Genomic DNA, 17,550 nt, shown 5'->3' on the forward strand with positions numbered 1-17,550 from the left:
GCATACCGGCCTCGTGAACTGATCGTTGGTGTTCCGGAAAGCACCGAGACGCCGAACCGCGGTCGTTCGCCTGCGGTCGCCTCGGACGGTGTCTCACTCCCCGAGTGCGAGCCGGACCCCGAAGGCGGCGATGACCGTACCGGTGACGCGGTCGAGCCAGCGGCGCGCCGTGGGCTGTTGCAGGCGGTCCCGGAGCACGTGCCCGAGGGTGATCAGTACGCCGGCCCATAGGACGGCCAGCAGGATGTGGATGCCGGTCAGGAGCACGCCCGCGGCGAGGTGCGAGGTGTCGGCAGGGAGGAACTGCGGGAGCATCGCGACGTAGAAGGCGCCCATCTTCGGGTTGAGAAGGTTGGTCGTGAGCCCTTGCCGCCAGCCGCCGAGCAGCGAGTCACCGGAGCCTGCTCCCGAGGGGACTTCGGCCCTGTTCCCGGGTGTCTCCGGGGCCTCGTCCGCCGAGCGGCGCCAGGTGGACCGGAGCAGCCTGCCGCCCATCCACACCAGGTACGCGGCCCCGGCCCAGCGGAGGATCTCGTATGCGAGGTGGGACGCGGTGAGCAGCGCGGTCACACCGAGCGAGGTGAGCGTGCCCCAGATCAGGGTGCCGCTCTGGATGCCGAGAACCACGCCCCAGGCACGCCGGCGGTGCCCGAGCGCGGCAGTGCGCAGGACGAGGGCGGTGTCCAGCCCGGGAGTGAGGGTGAGGAGTCCCACCATCAAAGAGAAGGTCCACAAGGCGTCGATGGCGATCATGGGCGCTCACGATACGTCCGGGAGTTATGGAACAGCTACTTTTCTGCCCGGTATCGGGCAGGGTTTGCGCTTTTCGGCTGTCTGGTGCGTGGAAAGTGGCCCGATCGCCGTCTGTGGGCGTCTCCTCGTCGGCCTTGAGTGTCCGGTGAGGCCGGCTCGTCCCGGCGGGGCGAGGGCGGCTGCTCCGGCGGTCGTCCGTGGCACCCGCATCGCGTACGGCCAACTCCCGCGCGCAGTACGTGCGTCAGCGGGACTGGGTGCAGCGCGGCCAGCCGCATGGACGAAGATAGGTGTACCGGAAACGCACCCGAGAGGTCCCCCCATGCCCCACATAACCGTCGATTACTCCGCGCAGCTGGACGGCGTCTTCGACCGTCAGGCGTTCGTGGGGGAGCTGCATCCGATGGTGCTTGAGGGCTCCGGCTCGACGGGTGTGTGCAAGACCTTCTTCCGGCGGGCGACGGAGGTATACGTCGGCCAGGGAGGGGGTGGGCGGGTGGCGTTCCTGCATGTGGACATCGGGCTGCTGCCGGGGCGTCCGGATGAGGCCAAGGCACGGCTGTCGGAGGATGTGCTGGCTCTGCTCGGCAAACACCTGCCGGCGGATGACGGGTGCGAGGTGGTGGCGTCCGCGGAGGTGCGGGACTTGGCCGGCTCGTACCGCTTGAACCACTCGCCGCGCTAGAGACGCCTCCGCCTCCACCCCACGAACGTAAGTGGTGGAAAAGGTGCGATTCCACTGCTGCGCGACCCCTTGACGCGGCCCTGGGGGCCTCTCATACTCGGGGCCAAATCGATTTGGCCAAATCGATTTGGCTCCCCGTCCAGGGCCGGATCGTGGCCGGAACCGGAACGAGCTGGAACGGAGCTCGAACGTGTCCAGATCCCGCCCCACGCCTGCCCCCACCACCCCGACCCCCGGGGGAGCGCCTGTCCCGGACAGGACTCCTCACCCGGTGGACGAAGCCCGCCCCCTGGGCAAGATCGTCCTCTTCGGCCTCCAGCATGTGCTGGTCATGGCCGCGACCCCCATCTCGGCGGTCTTCCTGATGAGCGCGACGCTGGGGCTGAGTCCCGGCGTCACCGTCGATCTGCTGTCCGCGGCCTTCCTGGCCTCCGGAGTCGGATCGCTGATCCAGTCACTGGGCCCGTGGAAGTTCGGCCCGAAGCTGCCGTTCGTGATGCTGCCCGGCGGTGCCCCGCTCGTGCTCTTCCTGGCGATCGCGGCGCAGCACGGCCTGCGGACGGCGACCGGCGCGGTGCTGCTCACCGCCGTGTTCACCTTCGTCGTCCTCCCCCTCTTCTCCCGTCTGCTGCGGTTCTTCCCGCCCCTGGTCATCGGCACGATGATCGTGATCGTCGGCATCAACCTGGTGAAGGTCGGTGCGCTGCTGGTCACCGGACGCCCCGGCGAACCCGGTTTCGCCGCCCCGTCGCACCTCGCCCTCGCCTTCGCGACGATCGGCTTCACGGTGGCGTTCTACTGGCTCTGCACCGGAGTGCTGCGCCAACTGGCGGTGCTGCTGGGCCTGATCGCCGGCACGGTACTGGCTCTGCTGCTCTTCGGCCTGGACGGCGGTCGTATCGCCGAGGGCGGCCTCGTCGGCGTCCCGCATCTCCTTCCCTTCGGCACTCCGCAGTTCAATCTGCTGGCCGCCCTCCCCCTCATGCTGTACAGCCTGGCCTCCATGGCCGAGGCGACCGGGCAGACCGTCATCAACGCGGAGGCGGTGGGCAAGGACATCGAGCCGCGGACGGCCGTCCCCCGGACGGTGCGGGGCGATGCGGCGACCTCGCTCCTCGGCGGACTGTTCGGGCTGCCGTTGATGGTGACCAGCGGCGAGAACATCGGCATCGTCCGCGTCACAGGCGTACGCAGTCGGTTCGTGACGGCCGCCGCCGGGCTCGTCCTCATCGCGCTCGGCTTCCTGGCGCCCGTCACCCGTGCCATCAGCGTGATTCCCTCCGCCGTCATCGGGGGCACCGCCCTCGTGGTGTTCGCCGTCATCACGGTGCTGGGCGTCCAGATGCTCGGGCGGGCCGAACTCGACCGGCACACCCACACGTTCATCTGCGCGGTCGCACTGGCCCTCGGCCTGCTGCCCATCCTCGTACCCGGCGTCTACAGCGGCTTCCCGTCGACCGTACGGATCCTGTTGGAGAGCGGTGTCGGGGTGGGCGCCCTGGTCGCGGCCGTCCTCAACGTCCTTTTCCACCACCTGCGTCCACGCCGCAACGACGCGCCCGATGTCGACGCGTCCGATGTCGACGCGCCCGACGTCGATGCATCCGGCGTCGATGCACCAGACATCGGCACACCGGACGTCGGCACGCCGGACGTCGAGGCACCCGGCGTCCGCCGGCAGAGCGCGCCGTCGTCGTAAGTGCCGCGGTCCGTAAGTGGGCTTGTTCGTACGTGCCCTTGTTCGCCGGCTGCCTGGCACCGGGGTCGGCGCGGCCCCGGAGCTGCGGGAACACACCCGTCGCTCACCCCCGGCCCCCCGTCGGCCGCTTCCCGAAAAGAGAGTTGATGACCGACCTGACCCCGGACCACGTCAGCGCCGACACGCTGCTTCTGGTCCCCGATGTGACGCTGACCCCTGACGGCCCCCAGGAAGGGTACGGAGTGGTGGTGGCCCACGGGACGTTCGTGGGCGTCGGCCCCGCGGAACGCCTGGCGCGGACCCACCCGCAGCTGACTCCCGTACGGCTGCCGGGACATGTGCTGATGCCCGGTTTCATCGACGCCCACCACCACCTCACCCAGAGCTTCGGCGCGGCGCTCGCCTTCGGCGAACCGTCGGAGATCTTCCGCCGGGTGTGGGTGCCCCTGGAGGCCGCGCTGGACGAGGAGTCCGCCTTCGTGGCGACGAAGCTCGCCGCGCTGGAGTCGCTGCGCGGCGGCTTCACCACGGTTGCCGACGCCGGCACCCGCGCGTCGGTGGACGTGGACGTGGTGGCATCAGCGGCCCGGGAGGCCGGCATCCGCTGTGTCCTCGGGCTGGTCTGCAACGACGCCGACGACGAGGGGGACGCAGCAGGAGCCGTGCTCGCCAAGGCGGAGAAGCACCTCGCCCGCTACGACGGCGACGCTCTGATCCACCCGTCACTCGCCGTCTCCGTCCCGGAGGCCGCAACGCCCGGCACCCTGCGGGACACCGCCCGGCTGGCCGCCGCCGCGCAGGCCGTCGTCCAGATCCATGTGAACGAACATCTCGCGGGAGTGGAGCGATCGCTGGTCCGCTTCGGCCTGCGGCCGCTGGAATATCTGCACCACGTGGGCGCCCTCGGGCCGCAACTGGTCGCCGCCCACGCGACCCTCCTCACGCCTGCCGAAGTCGGTCTGCTCGCCGACACCGGGGCGGCGGTGAGCTACAACCCCGTGGCGAGCGCCTGGAAGGGCAACGCGGTCGCCCCGGCCACCACACTGGCCGCGCGCGGCATACGGTTCGGCCTGGGCACGGACGGCACGCGCGGCGACGCGTTCCGCCTGGTCGAGGCGGCGGAGTTCGCACAGCGTCTGATGTACGGGCTGGCCACCGGGGACTCCTCGTGCGGTGCCGGGTGGACCTGGCTGGAGCACGGTGCCGCGGGCGGCGCGGACGCGCTCGGACTGGGCACCCGTACGGGCCGGATCGCCGAAGGTGCCGCCGCCGACTTCCTGCTGGTCGACGTGACCGGCCCCGAGATGCACCCCTCCTGGGACCTGCCGTGGGAACTGGTCCGACGCGGCAACCGCGACCAGATCACCGCGGTGTTCGTGGCGGGCCGGCTGCGACTGTGGCGCGGCTGGCCACCGGACTGGGACGGCCCCGCCCTGGTCCGGCGCGCCGCCGAGCTGGGTCCCGAGGTGGTGCGGCGCGCGTCGGTGGTGCGGGCCCACCCGACCTCGGAGGCCGCGCGGACGCGGGCCGCGGCACCAGGGCCGCCCGGGGGCGCGCCGGTACGAGGTGTGCCGCGAGTGGCGGCCGATGCCCCCGGGTTCCGGAGTGCCGCGCGATGAGCGGCGAGACGCTTGCCGTCCTGGCGGTGGTGGTGGCCGCGGCCGCGTTCGTACAGGGCGCCAGCGGGCTGGGATTCGCCTTGATCGTGGCCCCTGTCGCGGGGCTCCTGGACCCCGGGTTGCTCCCGGTGTTCGTCCTCGCCTCCATGATCCCGCTGAACCTGTACGTGGCCTGGCGCGAACGGCTCAGCCTCGACCTGCGCGGCGCGGGCTGGATCACCGCGGCACGCCTGGCGGCCACCCCGGGCGGTCTGCTCCTGCTCTGGCTGACCCCGGACCGCAGCCTCGGCCTGGTCGTGGGCGCGGCGACGGTACTGGCGGCGCTCGTGAGCCTCGCCGCGCCCGCGTTCACGCCGGGGCGGGGCGCGTACGTCGGTGCCGGAGTCGTCACCGGCCTCACCGAAACGGCGACCGGTGTCGGCGGCCCACCCCTCGCCCTGGTCTACCAACACCGTCCACCGGGCGAACTGCGGTCCACGGTGGCCGTGTGTTTCCTCGTCGGCGAAGCGGCCTCGCTGGCCCTGCTGTTCGTGACGGGGGAGAGCCATCCGGCCCAACTGGGCTGGGCAGCCCTGCTGTTGCCGGCGACTGCCCTCGGTGCCTGGCTCAGCGCACGGGTCCATCACAGGGTCGATGCGTCAAAACTGCGGGTGTTTGTGCTGGCGTTCGCGTTGATTTCGGGGGTTGTGTTGATGGTGGGGGTGTGAGGGGGGCGTCGGGGGATCGGAGCCGGGCGCTTGGGGGCCGGGGGCTCGGTGGCCTTGGCGGGTGCGGGTGCGGGTGCGGGTGCGGGTGCGGGTGCGGGTGCGGGCGGGGCGGAGGATGGGGCGGTGCCCTGCGGCGCTTCGGGGCCGCCGGGCGGCGGTGCGGCTCCGGCGCCGGGGAAGCGGTCGGAGCCGTCGGAGCGGTCGGCGCACGAAGGGGGGCCGTCCCCCGGTCGCGTTCGGCCGCAGGGCGCAGGGCCCAGGGCCCAGGGCGAGCATGCTGGAAGCGCGGCGAGTGGTCGGCGAAGATACAGGTATGCCCAGTATCCGTCCCGGTTCCGGCGCCCGGCCGCCGACGATCGCCGATGTCGCCGAGGCCGCCTCGGTGTCACGGACGACCGTCTCGCACGCCCTCAACGACATCGGCAAGGTCGACCCGCGGACCCGCGCACGCATCAAGAGGGTCGCCGCCGAATTGGGGTACCGGCCGAACCTCCGCGCCCAGCGGCTGCGCCGGGGCCAGGCGAAGGCGATCGCGCTCGCCTCGTCGATGCCGTTCGCCGTGGCCGGGGGCCCGTCCCGGCTCGGCTTCTACATGGAGGTCGCCGCGGCGGCGGCCGAGCGGGCCCTCGTACACGACTACGCGCTCGTGCTCATACCGCCCGTGCAGTCCGGCTCGGCCCTCTACTCCGTGGACATCGACGGCGCGATCGTGGTCGAACCGGACGAGGACGACGCGGCGGTGGCGCAGCTGCGGGGGCGCGGGCTGCCGTATGTGACGCTCGGCCGGCCGGCGCCCGGCGACGACGCGCCGTACGTCGACCTGCACGGTGGCCGTGTCGCCGAGGTGCTCCTGGACCACCTGCGCGAGCAGGGGGCCCGGCACCCGGCGCTCCTCGTCGGAGCGGGTGCCCGGCACTCCGCGGTCGACGCCCGTGCCGCGTATCTCCGGGCCGCCGAGGAACACGGCTGGACTCCGGCCGTCGCGACCGCGCCGGAGGAGGGTGGCGAACAGGCCGGGTACGACGCCTGCGCGGCGCTCCTCGACGCCCATCCGGAAGTCGACGCACTCTGCGCCCTCGTCGATGCCTTCGCGGTCGGCGCCATCCGTGCGGTCCGCGACCGGGGCCGCCGCGTCCCCGAGGACATCATGCTCGTCACCCGGTACGACGGCCTCCGCGCCCGCACCTGCGAGCCGCCGCTGACGGCGGTCGACCTTCAACTGGAACGGGCGGCGGGGGAGGCCGTCGAGCTGCTGCTCAGCAGGCTGAGCGCCGGGGGTGACGAGGCCGCCGCCACCGGCCCGCAGTCCCCGTGGGAGCCCCGCGTCGTCGCGCGCGCCTCGTCCTTGCGTGTCCCGCCCGGGGGATAGCGCTTCGGTCGCCCGTCGCCCGGAGGGTGCGCGGTCCCCCTAGGGGGTGTGGCCTGCGGCCGGCGCCGAAGGCCGTTACTCGCGTTCCGGAGGGCGCCGCGGAACACCCACCCCACTCACCGGCCGACGAAGTCCGACGGCCGGCGCTCAACACGTACAACTGGCAAATCGGGATTTTCCGGGTTTCATGATCCTAGAGTGGCCTGGTGAATGGTGGCCGGCCAGTACGGGATGACGAGGGGAGCGCGGCCCGGCTCCTCGCGTTGGCCGACGGGGTGTTCGCCATCGCGATGACGCTGCTGGCGCTGGACATCGCGGTGCCCGACGGGCTGGACTCCGCCGGTTTCGCGCAGGCGCTGAGGGATGTGATGCCCAAGGTCTGGGCGTACGCCCTCAGTTTGGTGGTCATCGCGGCGTTCTGGCGGGGCCACTACGAGACTTTCCGGTACGTGCGGGACGTGGACGGCACGATCATCAAGCTGGTGCTGCTGGGCCTGGGGCTGATCGCCCTGATGCCGTTCCCCACCACCCTGCTGGCCGAGTACGGCGACGAGCCGCAGTCGGTGGCCGTCTACTCCGGCGCGGTCGCGGCCATGGGCGCCACGCAGCTCGCGCTGACGATCGTGCTGTGGAAGCGCCCATGGCTGGGGAGGGCGGTGCTGTCCGACCCCGTCGCGCGGAACGACGTGGTCGACCTCGCGGCGACGGTGCTGGTCTTCGCCGTCGCCATCCCGCTCGCTTTCGTCTCACCGACGGGCGCGAAGCTGTTGTGGGCGGTGCTGATCCCGATCAGGGTGGCGACGGGCAAACGGGGCAAGCGCCTGCGCGCGGACGCCCGGCGGGACAGCTCTTAGCGGGACGGCGATGCATACGCCCGCCTCACCGCGAGCCTCAGGTCATCCGACTTTGCCCCTGACGCACGTAGGCTGCCCGCGCTGGCCATTCCGCACGAAAGGGGCATCTCGTGACCTCTCGCCTCAACCCGTACATCAGCTTCTCCGGTGAAGCCAAGCAAGCCATGGAGTTCTACAAGGAGGTCCTCGGCGGCGACCTGTCCGTCCACACCTACGGCGCCTTCGGCTCCGAGGCGCCGCCCGGATACACCGACAAGATCATGCACAGCCAGCTGGAGACCGCCGGCGGATTCACCCTGATGGCTGCCGACAATCCGCCCGGGACCGAACACAAGCCCGGGAACAACTTCGCGGTGAGCCTGGCCGGCGACGACTCGGACGAACTGCGCGGCTACTGGCAGAAGCTGTCCGCGGGCGGCACCGTGGCCGTACCCCTGGAAAAGCAGATGTGGGGGGACGTGTTCGGCATGTGCACGGACAAGTTCGGTATCACGTGGATGGTCAATATCAGCGAGCGGCAGAGCTGATCCGGACGTCGGCGCGTCGGTGCCCAACGGGCGCACCGACGCGTGTCCGTGTCCGAGGCCGGCTCGGGCGGGTATCCCGTGGCGCCCGGCCGTCCCTGGCCCGGGCGCGCTTGATGCGGACTATCGACGTTGCGTCAGCGCGGTGTTGGCAGCGTCGAGGATGTTGCGGAAGGTGCCGGTGATCACCGGCCTCGCGAGGCGGCGGGTGAGGAAGGGGCCGAGCAAGGGGACCGGGATCTCGGCGCGGGTGGTCCAGCGCACGTGGGTTCCGCCGTCGACCTCGGTGAAGGTCATGCGGCCGAGTTCGTGCCGGGACGGCGGCAGACTGCGTTCGACGATGTACTCGGTGGCGTACGGCGGGTCGTACTGGGTGATGCGCTCCCGGAACCAGCCGATCAGCCAGAGGTGGTTGCGCACCGCGCCGACGCCATACGGCGCGGACTCGCCGTGCCGGGTCAGACGGCAGCGCAGAATCAGGGGCGAGGCCGTGTAGTTGGTGGTCGTGGTGAGCCAGCTGAACACGTCCTTGATCGGGGCGGCGATGACGCGTTCCACGGTCATGGTTTCCACAGCGGGTGACCTCCTTGGTCGAGTGGGAGCACCGTCTCGGCGCGGTGCAGCTTGTCCGGGTTGCGGACGCCGTAGAGGCCGGTGATCCGTCCGTCGTGAATCTCGAACGCGACCAGCCAGTCGAGTGCCTCACCGGTGACGAACCGTGCCGCGGGCATGCCGTTATAGGTGGCGTGCTCGATGCGGGTCGCCGCGGTGGTGGTGCGGAGCACGCCGAGGACGAACCGGGCGACTTCGGCACGGCCGGTGATCGGGCGGCGGGCCGCGACAACCTTCCCGCCGCCGTCGGATATCTGCACGGCATCGGGCGCCAGCGATGCTCGGTGAAGGCGTCCTCAGCCATGGCCTGACCCCACCACAAGCATGTGTCGGTACCCCGGCAGCACACGCGGCCCCTTTCTTCGGCTGCCCATCGAGACACCGCACATCAGCGATCTGTGACAGCCCCGCCGTTGTGATTCGCTGCACAACGGGCGTGCAAGGCCGCTGCGTTGCGTTGCTGAGCCGCAGGTCATGGCCATGACTCGCCGGAGCTGACGTGCGGGAGCCGCAACCCCTCTGGGCAGGGTTGCGGCTCCGGCTCACCGGTATGGCAGGGGACGTACCGGTGGGATCAGCAGGCGGTCGTGGTCTCCCAGGCGTAGAAGGTGGTTCCGCCGACCTCGTAGCAGGTGTCCTGGTTCGCGGGAGCCTTCCTGGTGTTGATGGTGGACCAGTTCGGTCCGCCTTCCTCAGCCGTCCGCCAGAATCCGGTCCACCAGAAGCCGGTGTATTTGGACATCGTCACATCGACTTCTCCGGTGGTCCCCGGTTCGATCTTGGTGGTCTTGCGCTGTCCGACGGGGAAGGCGCTGACCGGCCAACCGCAGAACGGCTAGGGCTAGATGCTGGAGCTTCTGATGAACACCTCGTCCAGCGATTCGGCCACAAGTGGTTTGAGGCGATGTGGACTTCGGCCTGTCTCTATAGTCGCGCCCATGGATGAGAGAAACAGCGAAGAGCCTCAAGGCCCTCGTACCGTGCGGGTCGCACTGTCTGTGGGCTGCACCTTATTGATTCTGGGACTGTTATGGGTCGCGGCGTGGAAGGTGGGGTGGTGGACTCCCGGCCTCGGGCTCCTGTCGGTAAAGGCGGCCGTCATGCTGTCGATGGGGCCCGCGGCCCTGGTCGCCTGGTTCGCCCGGCGGCGGTAGGCGTTTCGCGCCGGTGCGGGTACCCGTGTCCATCCGCCACCACAGCCATCCATGCGTCACTATGTGCGGAAACATCCCTTTTGCCTGGAGGTCGCGCATGAGCCGTGATGATCTTCCATATCCAGAAGCCGGGCTGCTCCTGACCCACTTCCTGACGGTGGCCGACGTAGCCCGGTCCCGCGCCTTCTACAGCGACGTTCTGGGCGGTGAAGTGGTCCTCGCCGAGAACCCCTGCATCGTCAAGCTCGCCAATGGATGGATCATCATGAACCCCGGCGGCGGGCCGACCCCCGACAAGCCGGACGTCACCCTGCGCCCGCCCACTGACCCGAACACGGTCAGCAGCTTTCTCAATATCCGCGTCGCCGACATCGAGGAATGCCACCGGCGGTGGAGCGCCAAGGGAGCCGAATTCCTCACGCCTCCGCTCGACCGCAAAGCCGAACTGCGCTGCTATCTGCGGGACCCCGACGGCTACCTCATCGAAGTAGGACAAGCCACCGGCATGCAGAAGGGCGTCTTCGCCGACCCACCCGCCGGCAACAACTGACACCGACGAGCCGCGACCGCGACCGATCGCTGCGAAACCCGCGGCGAAACGGTGCAGCAACAAGCTCAGGCAGTGGCGCGGCCTTGCCGGGTGCTACGACAAGACCGCCGCCATTTGCCTCGCTGCCCTTCACCTCGCCGGCATGTTCCTCTGGTCGGCAAGGAGATCCAGAAGAAGTGCCTAGCCTTTCGAGTCCGGCTTCCAGTCCTGGACGAGGAGCCCGAGCAGCACCTCATCCAGGAACTCGCCCATCACCCAGGCCGAGGAGCGCATCAGGCCCTCGCGGACGAAGCCGTTGCGCTCGGCGGAGCGCAGCATCGCCTCGTTGTCCGACAGCGTCTCGATCTGTAGCCGCTGTAGGCCGCGCACGATGAAACCGTAGTGGCAGAGCACCGCGACCACGTCGGTGCCGTAGCCCTTGCCGCGCGATGACGGCAGCAGACCCAACCCGATGTGCGCGGACCGGTGGTGATCGTCGATGCCCCACAGCGTCGCGGTGCCGACCAGCGTGCCGCCCGCCAGCTCCACCACGGAGAACGGGACGTGCCCCTGCTCCGTGTCGTCCACCACGAACTGCGAGTGTTTCGAGCCGGGCGTGAGCGGCCGCCACGGCCTGCCCTGGGCCCGCGCGGCGTTGGCCACGTCGTCGTGGAGCTCGGACTGAAGGATCGGGATGTCGTCCTCGTGCCGAGCCCTGAGCCCGACCTTGTTGCCCTTTAGCATGCAGGCTTCCTATCCGACCGGGCTCGTTTGCGGCAAGCGAATAGCAGGCCGGCGCTGCGTCAGCCGAGGGTGACCGAGCCGCCCTTGACCGTCACCTTGGCGGGGGCCAGGCCCTTTGTGGCGGGGCCGGTCTTGACGCTGCCGTCGGTGATGTCGAACTTGCTGCCGTGGCACATGCAGTTGATGGTGCCGCCGGAGACCTCGCCGACCACGCAGCCCGCGTGGGTGCAGATCGCGGAGAACGCCTTGATGTCGCCGTCCTGGGGCTGGGTGACGACGACCTTCTCGCCCTTGAAGATCTTGCCGCCGCCCTTGGGGATCTCCGACGTCTTGGCGAGGGTGGGGCCGCTGTCCCCACCGGCGGAACCGTCGGCCCCGCTCCCGCCGGTGCCGCCCGAACCGCCGTCGCCGCCTCCGCCGCTCGTCTCCGGGGCGGCCTGATCGTCACCCGCGGCCTTGGAGCCCCCGCTCCCCGCGTCCGACATGCTGCCGCCGCAGGCCGCCAGCGCTGCCGTGAGGCCGGCCGCGCCGACCGCCGCGACGACCGCCCGCCGCCCCGTCCCACGTCCCGCCGGCGCCGGGCCGGCCTCCTCCGCTGCGGTCACCGCTGCGGTCTCCGTCCGCTCCGACGCTGCCTGTCGAGCCATGGTGTGCCTCCGGTTCTTGGTGGTGCTTCGGTGCGCGATGTGCTCCATGGACGTTGCACAAGGTCCATACGGAGCCACCGCCCGGAGCGTTCAATGCGGGGTGTGCCATCCGTGGGAGCGGGCCACGGTCGGCGGACCGTGGCCCCACCCCCGTCAGTCCTTGCCGGTGCCCTCCTCCAACGCGCCCATCAGGAAGTCCCGCTGGAAATACAGCAGTTGTGCGTTGACAGCGTCGTCGGCCGGGAGATGGGTGGCGCCGGGCAGCGGCAGGACACTGTGGGGTTTGCCCGCTGCGAGCAGTTCCGCCGAGAAGCGGAGGGTGTGCGCGGCCGCCACATTGTCGTCCGCGAGGCCGTGGACCAGCAGCAGCGGGCGGCTCAGCAGATGGCCGTGGCCGATCAGGGAGGTGCGCTCGTAGTTTTCCGGCTGCTCCTCCGGGTGGCCCAGGTAGCGCTCCTTCCAGTGGGTGTCGTACATCCGCATGTCGGTGGGCGGGGCACCGGCGACCGCCGCGTGGAAGATCTCGGGGTGGTACAGCACCGCGGCCGCGGCCAGGAACCCGCCGAAGGACCAGCCGCGGATCGCCACCCGCGTCAGATCCAGGTCGCCGCAGTGCGCCGCGGCCGCCCGCAGCGCGTCCACCTGGTCCTCCAGCGCCGGGCCGAGCTGGTCGCCGTGAATGGTCTTCTCCCAGGCCGGGCCGCGGTTCGGGGTCCCGCGTCCGTCGACCACCAGCACCGCGAACCCCTGCTCGGCGAACCACTGCGACACACAGGTGAACCATCCCCGGGCCCGTCCCACGAGTTGCATGCCCGGCCCCCCGTACGGGTCGAGGAGGACCGGGAGCTTTCCGGTGCCCTCCTCGTGCCACGACGGCAGGTAGAGGGCGCCGCGCAACTTCCGTTCGCCGAGCGTGAGATGGACCGGTCGCGGGGTGATCAACGGCTCCTCGGCGAGCGAGGTGAGGGTCTGGTACGGCGGGTCCCCGGCAGCCCCGGCACCCCGCAGTACGCCCGCCTCGTTGCCCCGTGGGGTCAGGCCCGCCAGGACGACCGTGCCGCCCCGCGCCGCCCCCGTGAACCTGCCGGGCTCCCGGCTCAGCCGGCGGAGGCCGTGGCCGGGCTCATGGCACCACACATGGGTCTCCAGCGGGTCGTCGCTCGCGGTGAAGAGCACCCGCTCGCCCTCGACCCCGAGGACCGCGCACAGCTGTAGCCCCTCCGGGGTGACCCGTTGGCCGCCGACGGTCAGATAGCGGGTGTCGCCCTCGTCCTCGGGGAGCACCAGGGCGCCCGATGCCGTACGGGCCGGGGTGCCCTCGGTGATCTCCACCCAGGCCGGGTCGGTCCGCTCATGGAGCACTTCGGTGGCACCGGTCTCCGGATCGACCGCGAGCGTGCGGACTATGCGCTGGTCGCGGCTCTGCACGGTGACGAACGGACCGTGCGCGTCCCAGCCTGCCGCCACGACGTACTCGTACGCCTTACGGTCCCACTCCACCTCGACCCGGTCGCCCTCCAGAGCGCGGATCTCCAGGGTGACCTCCGCATTCGCGGTGCCGGCCGCCGGGTAGCGGATCGCCTGCGGCGGCTTCGTCGGGTCGGCCGGATCGCTGATGTAACGCCGTTCCACGGGGCTGGTGTCGACCTTGGCCACCAGGACGCGGCGGCTGTCCGGCGCCCACCAGTAGCCGCGCGACCGCTGCATGGATTCGGCAGCGGCGTACTCGGCGAGCCCGTAGGAGATCTCCGGGCCCTCCGCACGGGCCAGCTGCCGGTCGTCGCCGGTCAGATCGACGACGTGGAAGCAGCGACGGCTCACATAGGCGACGTACCGGCCGTCGGGGGAGGGGCGGGGGTCGACCACCGGACCGGCCGCGGGGACGGAGAACGGTGTGCCGCCGTCGGTACGCACCGCCCACAGGGCCCCCGACAGCGCGAACGCCACCAGACGGGCCGCATCATCCGTCGCGTACGACACCACTCCCACCGAACGCTCACGGGCGCGCTCCCGGCGCAGCCTCTCCTCCTCGGGGACCGCCCCGGAACCGGCCCCTACCAGGAGCGCCGGATCGGCCAACAGCCTTTCCGCCCCGTCCTCGTACTGCCACAGCCGGCCCACCGGATCGGTGCCCGAGACCGTACGGACGAAGAGCACCCGACGGCCATCGGGGGAGACGGTGAAATGTCTGGGCACGCCGAGGGAGAAGCGGCGGCTGCGGGCGAACTGGCGTGGAAAATCAGCGAAGTTCGTGGACTGCTCGGGTGTCAGGGTGCTGCTGTGCAAGATGCTGTCCTCCAGATGGTGAGGGCGTTCCGGTCTGCGGCGGTCCCGGGGCACGGCAAAGCCTGAGTGAAACCTAGGCATACTTCGGATTCAGGGAACAGGCCCGGCTGTGATGTGTGGATCGGTGCAGCACTGAGCGCCGGTGTCCGACCGGGCGCAGAGGGAAGAAGAGCCGGCGACGGGACGAGGCCGTTGCCGTGGTGGTGCAGAAGTTGGCCGAAGAAGTCCCGGCGCTGGGCTGTGCCGCCGTGCGTGAGGGCGGCCGCTCCCGGAGATCGTCGGATGCCGACGGTCTTGGTACTTCTATCACAGGCGGAGAGTGCTCTGTACCGCGATCAGCCCCCGTACAGCTCCGGGCGGCGGTCGCTGAGGTAGGTCGTGGTGCGGCGCGCCGAGGCCAGGGTGGTGGGGTCCACCTCGCCGAACAGCAGCTGGTCCCCGGCGGAGGCGGTGGCGGGGCCGAGGCACTCCACCGTGCCGTCGGGGGCGGCGATGGTGCTCCGGCCGCAGAAGCGGAGGCCGCCGTGCTCGCCGGTCCAGTTGGCGTAGGCGACGTAGAGCTGACTCTCGAAGGCGCGGGCGGGTACGAGGGTCCGGGCGACGAAATCCCAGGGGCTCATCAGGCCCGTGGGAACCAGCAGCAGATCCGTGCCCGCGAGCGCGTGGGCCCGTACGGCCTCGGGGAACTCGACGTCGTAGCAGATCAGCATGCCCACCGTCAGGCCCCCCAGGGATGCCTGGACCACGCCGTTGCCGCCCGGGGTGAACAGCTCGTGCTCGGCCCGGCCGTAGAGATGTGCCTTGCGGTAGACGGCCAGCGGTCGCCCGTCCCGGCCGACGAGCCGCACCGCGTTGTAGAGATGTGCACCGTCCCGCTCGGGCCAGCCGTGCGCCATCGCGATGCCGGCTTCCCGAGCGATCTCGGAGACCGCGGTGCACTGCGGCCCTTCCGCGGTGCCGGCCGACCGCGCGAGGGCCGCGTGCTGGAGTGGATAGCCGCCGATGGTCATCTCGGGAGCGAGCAGCAGCTCGGCGCCCTCGGCGGCCGCCTTTCCCGCGGCGTCCCGCAGCCTGTCGAGGGTCTGCGGGAAGTCCGTCGGGCCACAGGCGGTCTGAAGACAGGCGATCTTCACTGCGTACGTCCTCCGGGGATGACACCCGCCGGCGGTGCCGGTGCCGCCGGCGGCGACCTCACCGGCCGCGGGCTCGGGCGAGATGCTCCAACTGCCGTTTGTCCGGCTTGCCGTTGCGGTTGAGCGGGAAGTGTTCGAGCACGACGACCCGGTCGGGGTGCTCGTAGGCCGCCAGCATGCCACAGAGCCGCTCGCGCCAGTACGCGTCCTCCTGGCCCTCGTCGTCCTCCACGAAGAAGACGAGCTGGGCGCCACGCCGCTCGTCGGGCAGGGCGACGATCCTGACGGAGCAGCCCTGCGACGCCACGCTGCGTTCGATCAGTTCGGGGTAGAGGGTGTAACCCTTGCGGTGCACCGCGTACTTGCGGCCGAGGACGATGAGATTGCCGTCCGCGTCGAGCCGGCCCAGATCGCCGGTGCGCTGCCAGCCCTGGGGGGCGGGCTGGAGGGTGCCGTCCTCGGCGAGATACCCCTCCAGTGCGTCAGGGGTGTTCACCTCTACCTCGCCGGGCTCGCCCGTGGGGACCGTCCGCCCCTCGTCGTCGACGACGCGCACCTGGATACCGTCCATCGCCTGCCCGCACGCCACCGGGTTGTCCGGTGTCGCGAAGGCGATATTGCCCAGCTCCGTGCTGCCGTAGCTGTCCAGCAGCGGCCGCCCGAACTCCGCCTCGTACTGGCCGACCAGCGGATCGTCCAGCGGCGCCGCGCCGACGCAGAACATCCGCGCCCGCGCCAGCCCGGGGCGCAGACTCGGCTTCCGCGAGGCGAGGTTGAGCATGCTGCGGTAGCTGGAGGGCGTGGCGTCGATGACCGTGACCCCCGACTCCTCCGCCATCCGCAGCGCGCGGTCCAGCCGCCGGTACGGGGCGATCACCAGCGAGCACCGTTTCAGCCAGGCGATCAGCACCATGGAGAGGCCGTACTGGTGGGCGAACGGCAGCAGCGGCAGCAGGACGTCGTCCTCCCGGTGCCCGACCTGCGCGGCGTTCCGTTCGAGGTTCTTCAGGAACTTGCGGCCGGACTTGACCACGCCCTTGGGGGTGCCGGTCGAGCCGGAGGTCCACATGATCAGGCCGTCGGGGAGCTCGCACCAGGTGTCGACGGTCAGCCGCTCGTCCGCGACCTGCCGGCCGGCGGCGGACACCAGCAACTCGTAGAGGTGCACGGCCTCCTGGCTGCTGTCGAGCGGCGAGTCCTCGTCACTGAGGACCAGCTTGGTACCGGTCCGCAGGATGATCCTGCGCGTCGGCTCCGCATGCTCCTGCTGGTCGACCAGCACGATCGAGGCGCCTATGTGCATCAGCCCGAGCAGCGTGGCCACCCAGGCGGGCGAGTTGCCGGCCTTGAGCATGACCCGGTCCCCGGGGCCGACGCCCCGCTCGCCGAGCACCTGCGCGATGCGGAGTGCGTCGTGCTCGAATTCGGACAGGGTCCGCACCGAGTCAGGGGCAAAGATCTTTGCGTTCACTGGTCGCACGCTTCCTTCCTCGTGGGCAGACCTCACATGCGGCATCACTACGGAAAACCAGCGGGAGCCGCCCAGCCGACAGGGCAGGGCACGTGCCTCACCTACGGCGAGTCTGGAAGCGGGGGCGCGGGGAGGGAACCCTTATCCGCACCCCTAAGGTCCCTTCTCTTGCCGCCCCGGACTCGGGGCGTTCCGGCCGGAATTCCGTTGCGGGCCGGGCCCACCAGGGACGTTGCGCGGAGTGCAGCGGGTATCGGCGCCGCCGCGCGCCAAGGCATCCGGCGAACGAGGAGAGAGCGGCGTGCGCGCGGTCGCGTTCACCGTGGCCTGCCCGCCGTCACCGCCGCCTTCGAGGTGCCACCGCGGAGGGCGGCATGCTTGATCTTGATTTCGCGGAGCAATTCCGCCTGCCGGTTTTCCTCCGTGGTTCACCTCCCTGCCCGGCGGCCGTGATACGTCGCGCCGCGCCCCATCCGGTAATTCCTTTCGGCCATCTTCCGCCGTACCGGCTCAGGTGCCCGTGCACCGCCCCTGGCCTCCTTCGCAGCGCGATCCGTGCGGGCGTCGGGCCGGCGGGACGAGCTGACTTTTGCGGGTTACTCAGAGGTCAGTTCTGTACTTACTCTGGGTAGCGCGCCGTGTACGAGAGTCAAGCAGGGTCAAGCGCTGCCACGTCAACTCCCGTCGTCCCGCCGCGGATTGCGCCGATGGGTGGGGTGGTCAGGGGGCGACGGTGCGGAGAAGTGCCCCGCCGGTCGATGGCA

General features: G+C 70.7%; 17 protein-coding genes. 8 read left to right on the forward strand and 9 right to left on the reverse strand.

Going from position 1 to position 17,550, the window contains the following annotated elements:
* Positions 1–93 precede the first annotated feature (93 nt).
* Positions 94–753 carry a LysE family translocator gene (locus TU31_RS09490; protein WP_042152136.1) on the reverse strand — a complete coding sequence of 220 codons (660 nt, stop codon included), beginning with the start codon at positions 751–753 and terminating at the stop codon, positions 94–96.
* Between the two features lie 322 nt (positions 754–1,075).
* On the opposite strand from TU31_RS09490, the gene TU31_RS09495 reads away from it, so the two are divergent.
* The 7 genes from TU31_RS09495 to TU31_RS09525 all read left to right on the forward strand — a co-directional run bounded on the left by TU31_RS09495 (position 1,076) and on the right by TU31_RS09525 (position 8,213).
* Positions 1,076–1,438: a 5-carboxymethyl-2-hydroxymuconate Delta-isomerase gene (locus TU31_RS09495; RefSeq protein ID WP_042152138.1), complete on the forward strand. Its 363-nt coding sequence runs from the start codon at positions 1,076–1,078 to the stop codon at positions 1,436–1,438.
* Between the two features lie 271 nt (positions 1,439–1,709).
* Complete coding sequence (locus tag TU31_RS09500; protein ID WP_078885664.1) at positions 1,710–3,137, forward strand: uracil-xanthine permease family protein; 1,428 nt, start codon at positions 1,710–1,712, stop codon at positions 3,135–3,137.
* A 146-nt stretch (positions 3,138–3,283) separates the two neighbouring features.
* A complete protein-coding gene (locus tag TU31_RS09505) occupies positions 3,284–4,756 on the forward strand; it encodes an amidohydrolase family protein (protein ID WP_078885665.1) in 1,473 nt (490 codons plus the stop codon).
* A complete protein-coding gene (locus TU31_RS09510) occupies positions 4,753–5,463 on the forward strand; it encodes a sulfite exporter TauE/SafE family protein (RefSeq protein ID WP_042152142.1) in 711 nt (236 codons plus the stop codon). The genes TU31_RS09505 and TU31_RS09510 overlap by 4 nt, the downstream gene beginning before the upstream one ends.
* 313 nt (positions 5,464–5,776) lie before the next feature.
* Complete coding sequence (locus tag TU31_RS09515; protein ID WP_042152144.1) at positions 5,777–6,832, forward strand: LacI family DNA-binding transcriptional regulator; 1,056 nt, start codon at positions 5,777–5,779, stop codon at positions 6,830–6,832.
* Positions 6,833–7,035: 203 nt separating this feature from the next.
* A complete protein-coding gene (locus tag TU31_RS09520; RefSeq protein WP_078885666.1) occupies positions 7,036–7,686 on the forward strand; it encodes a TMEM175 family protein in 651 nt (216 codons plus the stop codon).
* Between the two features lie 110 nt (positions 7,687–7,796).
* Positions 7,797–8,213 (forward strand): VOC family protein, encoded by a 417-nt coding sequence (locus tag TU31_RS09525; protein WP_042152147.1) that lies wholly within the window; start codon positions 7,797–7,799, stop codon positions 8,211–8,213.
* A gap of 120 nt (positions 8,214–8,333) precedes the next feature.
* On the opposite strand, the gene TU31_RS09530 is transcribed toward TU31_RS09525, so the two are convergent.
* The 3 genes from TU31_RS09530 to TU31_RS38505 form a co-directional block, all read right to left on the reverse strand.
* Positions 8,334–8,783: an SRPBCC family protein gene (locus tag TU31_RS09530; protein ID WP_042152149.1), complete on the reverse strand. Its 450-nt coding sequence runs from the start codon at positions 8,781–8,783 to the stop codon at positions 8,334–8,336.
* Entirely contained in the window at positions 8,771–9,082 is a 312-nt protein-coding gene (locus TU31_RS09535) for a sigma-70 family RNA polymerase sigma factor family protein (RefSeq protein WP_245698475.1), read from the reverse strand. The genes TU31_RS09530 and TU31_RS09535 overlap by 13 nt, the downstream gene beginning before the upstream one ends.
* 314 nt (positions 9,083–9,396) lie before the next feature.
* Entirely contained in the window at positions 9,397–9,564 is a 168-nt protein-coding gene (locus TU31_RS38505) for a hypothetical protein (protein ID WP_158894319.1), read from the reverse strand.
* Positions 9,565–10,073: 509 nt separating this feature from the next.
* Here TU31_RS38505 and TU31_RS09540 point away from each other — a divergent pair.
* A complete protein-coding gene (locus TU31_RS09540) occupies positions 10,074–10,526 on the forward strand; it encodes a VOC family protein (RefSeq protein ID WP_042152152.1) in 453 nt (150 codons plus the stop codon).
* A gap of 180 nt (positions 10,527–10,706) precedes the next feature.
* On the opposite strand, the gene TU31_RS09545 is transcribed toward TU31_RS09540, so the two are convergent.
* The 5 genes from TU31_RS09545 to TU31_RS09565 form a co-directional block, all read right to left on the reverse strand.
* Entirely contained in the window at positions 10,707–11,249 is a 543-nt protein-coding gene (locus TU31_RS09545; protein WP_042152155.1) for a GNAT family N-acetyltransferase, read from the reverse strand.
* A gap of 59 nt (positions 11,250–11,308) precedes the next feature.
* Positions 11,309–11,896 carry a Rieske (2Fe-2S) protein gene (locus TU31_RS09550; RefSeq protein WP_042153632.1) on the reverse strand — a complete coding sequence of 196 codons (588 nt, stop codon included), beginning with the start codon at positions 11,894–11,896 and terminating at the stop codon, positions 11,309–11,311.
* 153 nt (positions 11,897–12,049) lie between these two features.
* Positions 12,050–14,182, reverse strand: coding sequence for a S9 family peptidase (locus tag TU31_RS09555; RefSeq protein ID WP_078885667.1), 2,133 nt, complete (start codon positions 14,180–14,182; stop codon positions 12,050–12,052).
* A gap of 335 nt (positions 14,183–14,517) precedes the next feature.
* Positions 14,518–15,315: a carbon-nitrogen hydrolase family protein gene (locus TU31_RS09560; RefSeq protein WP_042152159.1), complete on the reverse strand. Its 798-nt coding sequence runs from the start codon at positions 15,313–15,315 to the stop codon at positions 14,518–14,520.
* Positions 15,316–15,373: 58 nt separating this feature from the next.
* Positions 15,374–16,786, reverse strand: coding sequence for a class I adenylate-forming enzyme family protein (locus TU31_RS09565; protein WP_042152161.1), 1,413 nt, complete (start codon positions 16,784–16,786; stop codon positions 15,374–15,376).
* Positions 16,787–17,550: the final 764 nt, after the last annotated feature.

This window comes from Streptomyces lydicamycinicus, from assembly GCF_000829715.2.
In the GTDB taxonomy this organism is placed as follows: domain Bacteria; phylum Actinomycetota; class Actinomycetes; order Streptomycetales; family Streptomycetaceae; genus Streptomyces; species Streptomyces lydicamycinicus.

Coding starts and splice junctions, on each gene's coding strand:
- TU31_RS09510 (WP_042152142.1), top strand. CDS start 4,753: ATGAGCGGCGAGACGCTTGCCGTCCTGGCGGTGGTGGTGGCCGCGGCC.
- TU31_RS09515 (WP_042152144.1), top strand. CDS start 5,777: ATGCCCAGTATCCGTCCCGGTTCCGGCGCCCGGCCGCCGACGATCGCC.
- TU31_RS38505 (WP_158894319.1), bottom strand. CDS start 9,564: ATGTCCAAATACACCGGCTTCTGGTGGACCGGATTCTGGCGGACGGCT.
- TU31_RS09550 (WP_042153632.1), bottom strand. CDS start 11,896: ATGGCTCGACAGGCAGCGTCGGAGCGGACGGAGACCGCAGCGGTGACC.
- TU31_RS09495 (WP_042152138.1), top strand. CDS start 1,076: ATGCCCCACATAACCGTCGATTACTCCGCGCAGCTGGACGGCGTCTTC.
- TU31_RS09545 (WP_042152155.1), bottom strand. CDS start 11,249: ATGCTAAAGGGCAACAAGGTCGGGCTCAGGGCTCGGCACGAGGACGAC.
- TU31_RS09540 (WP_042152152.1), top strand. CDS start 10,074: ATGAGCCGTGATGATCTTCCATATCCAGAAGCCGGGCTGCTCCTGACC.
- TU31_RS09505 (WP_078885665.1), top strand. CDS start 3,284: ATGACCGACCTGACCCCGGACCACGTCAGCGCCGACACGCTGCTTCTG.
- TU31_RS09490 (WP_042152136.1), bottom strand. CDS start 753: ATGATCGCCATCGACGCCTTGTGGACCTTCTCTTTGATGGTGGGACTC.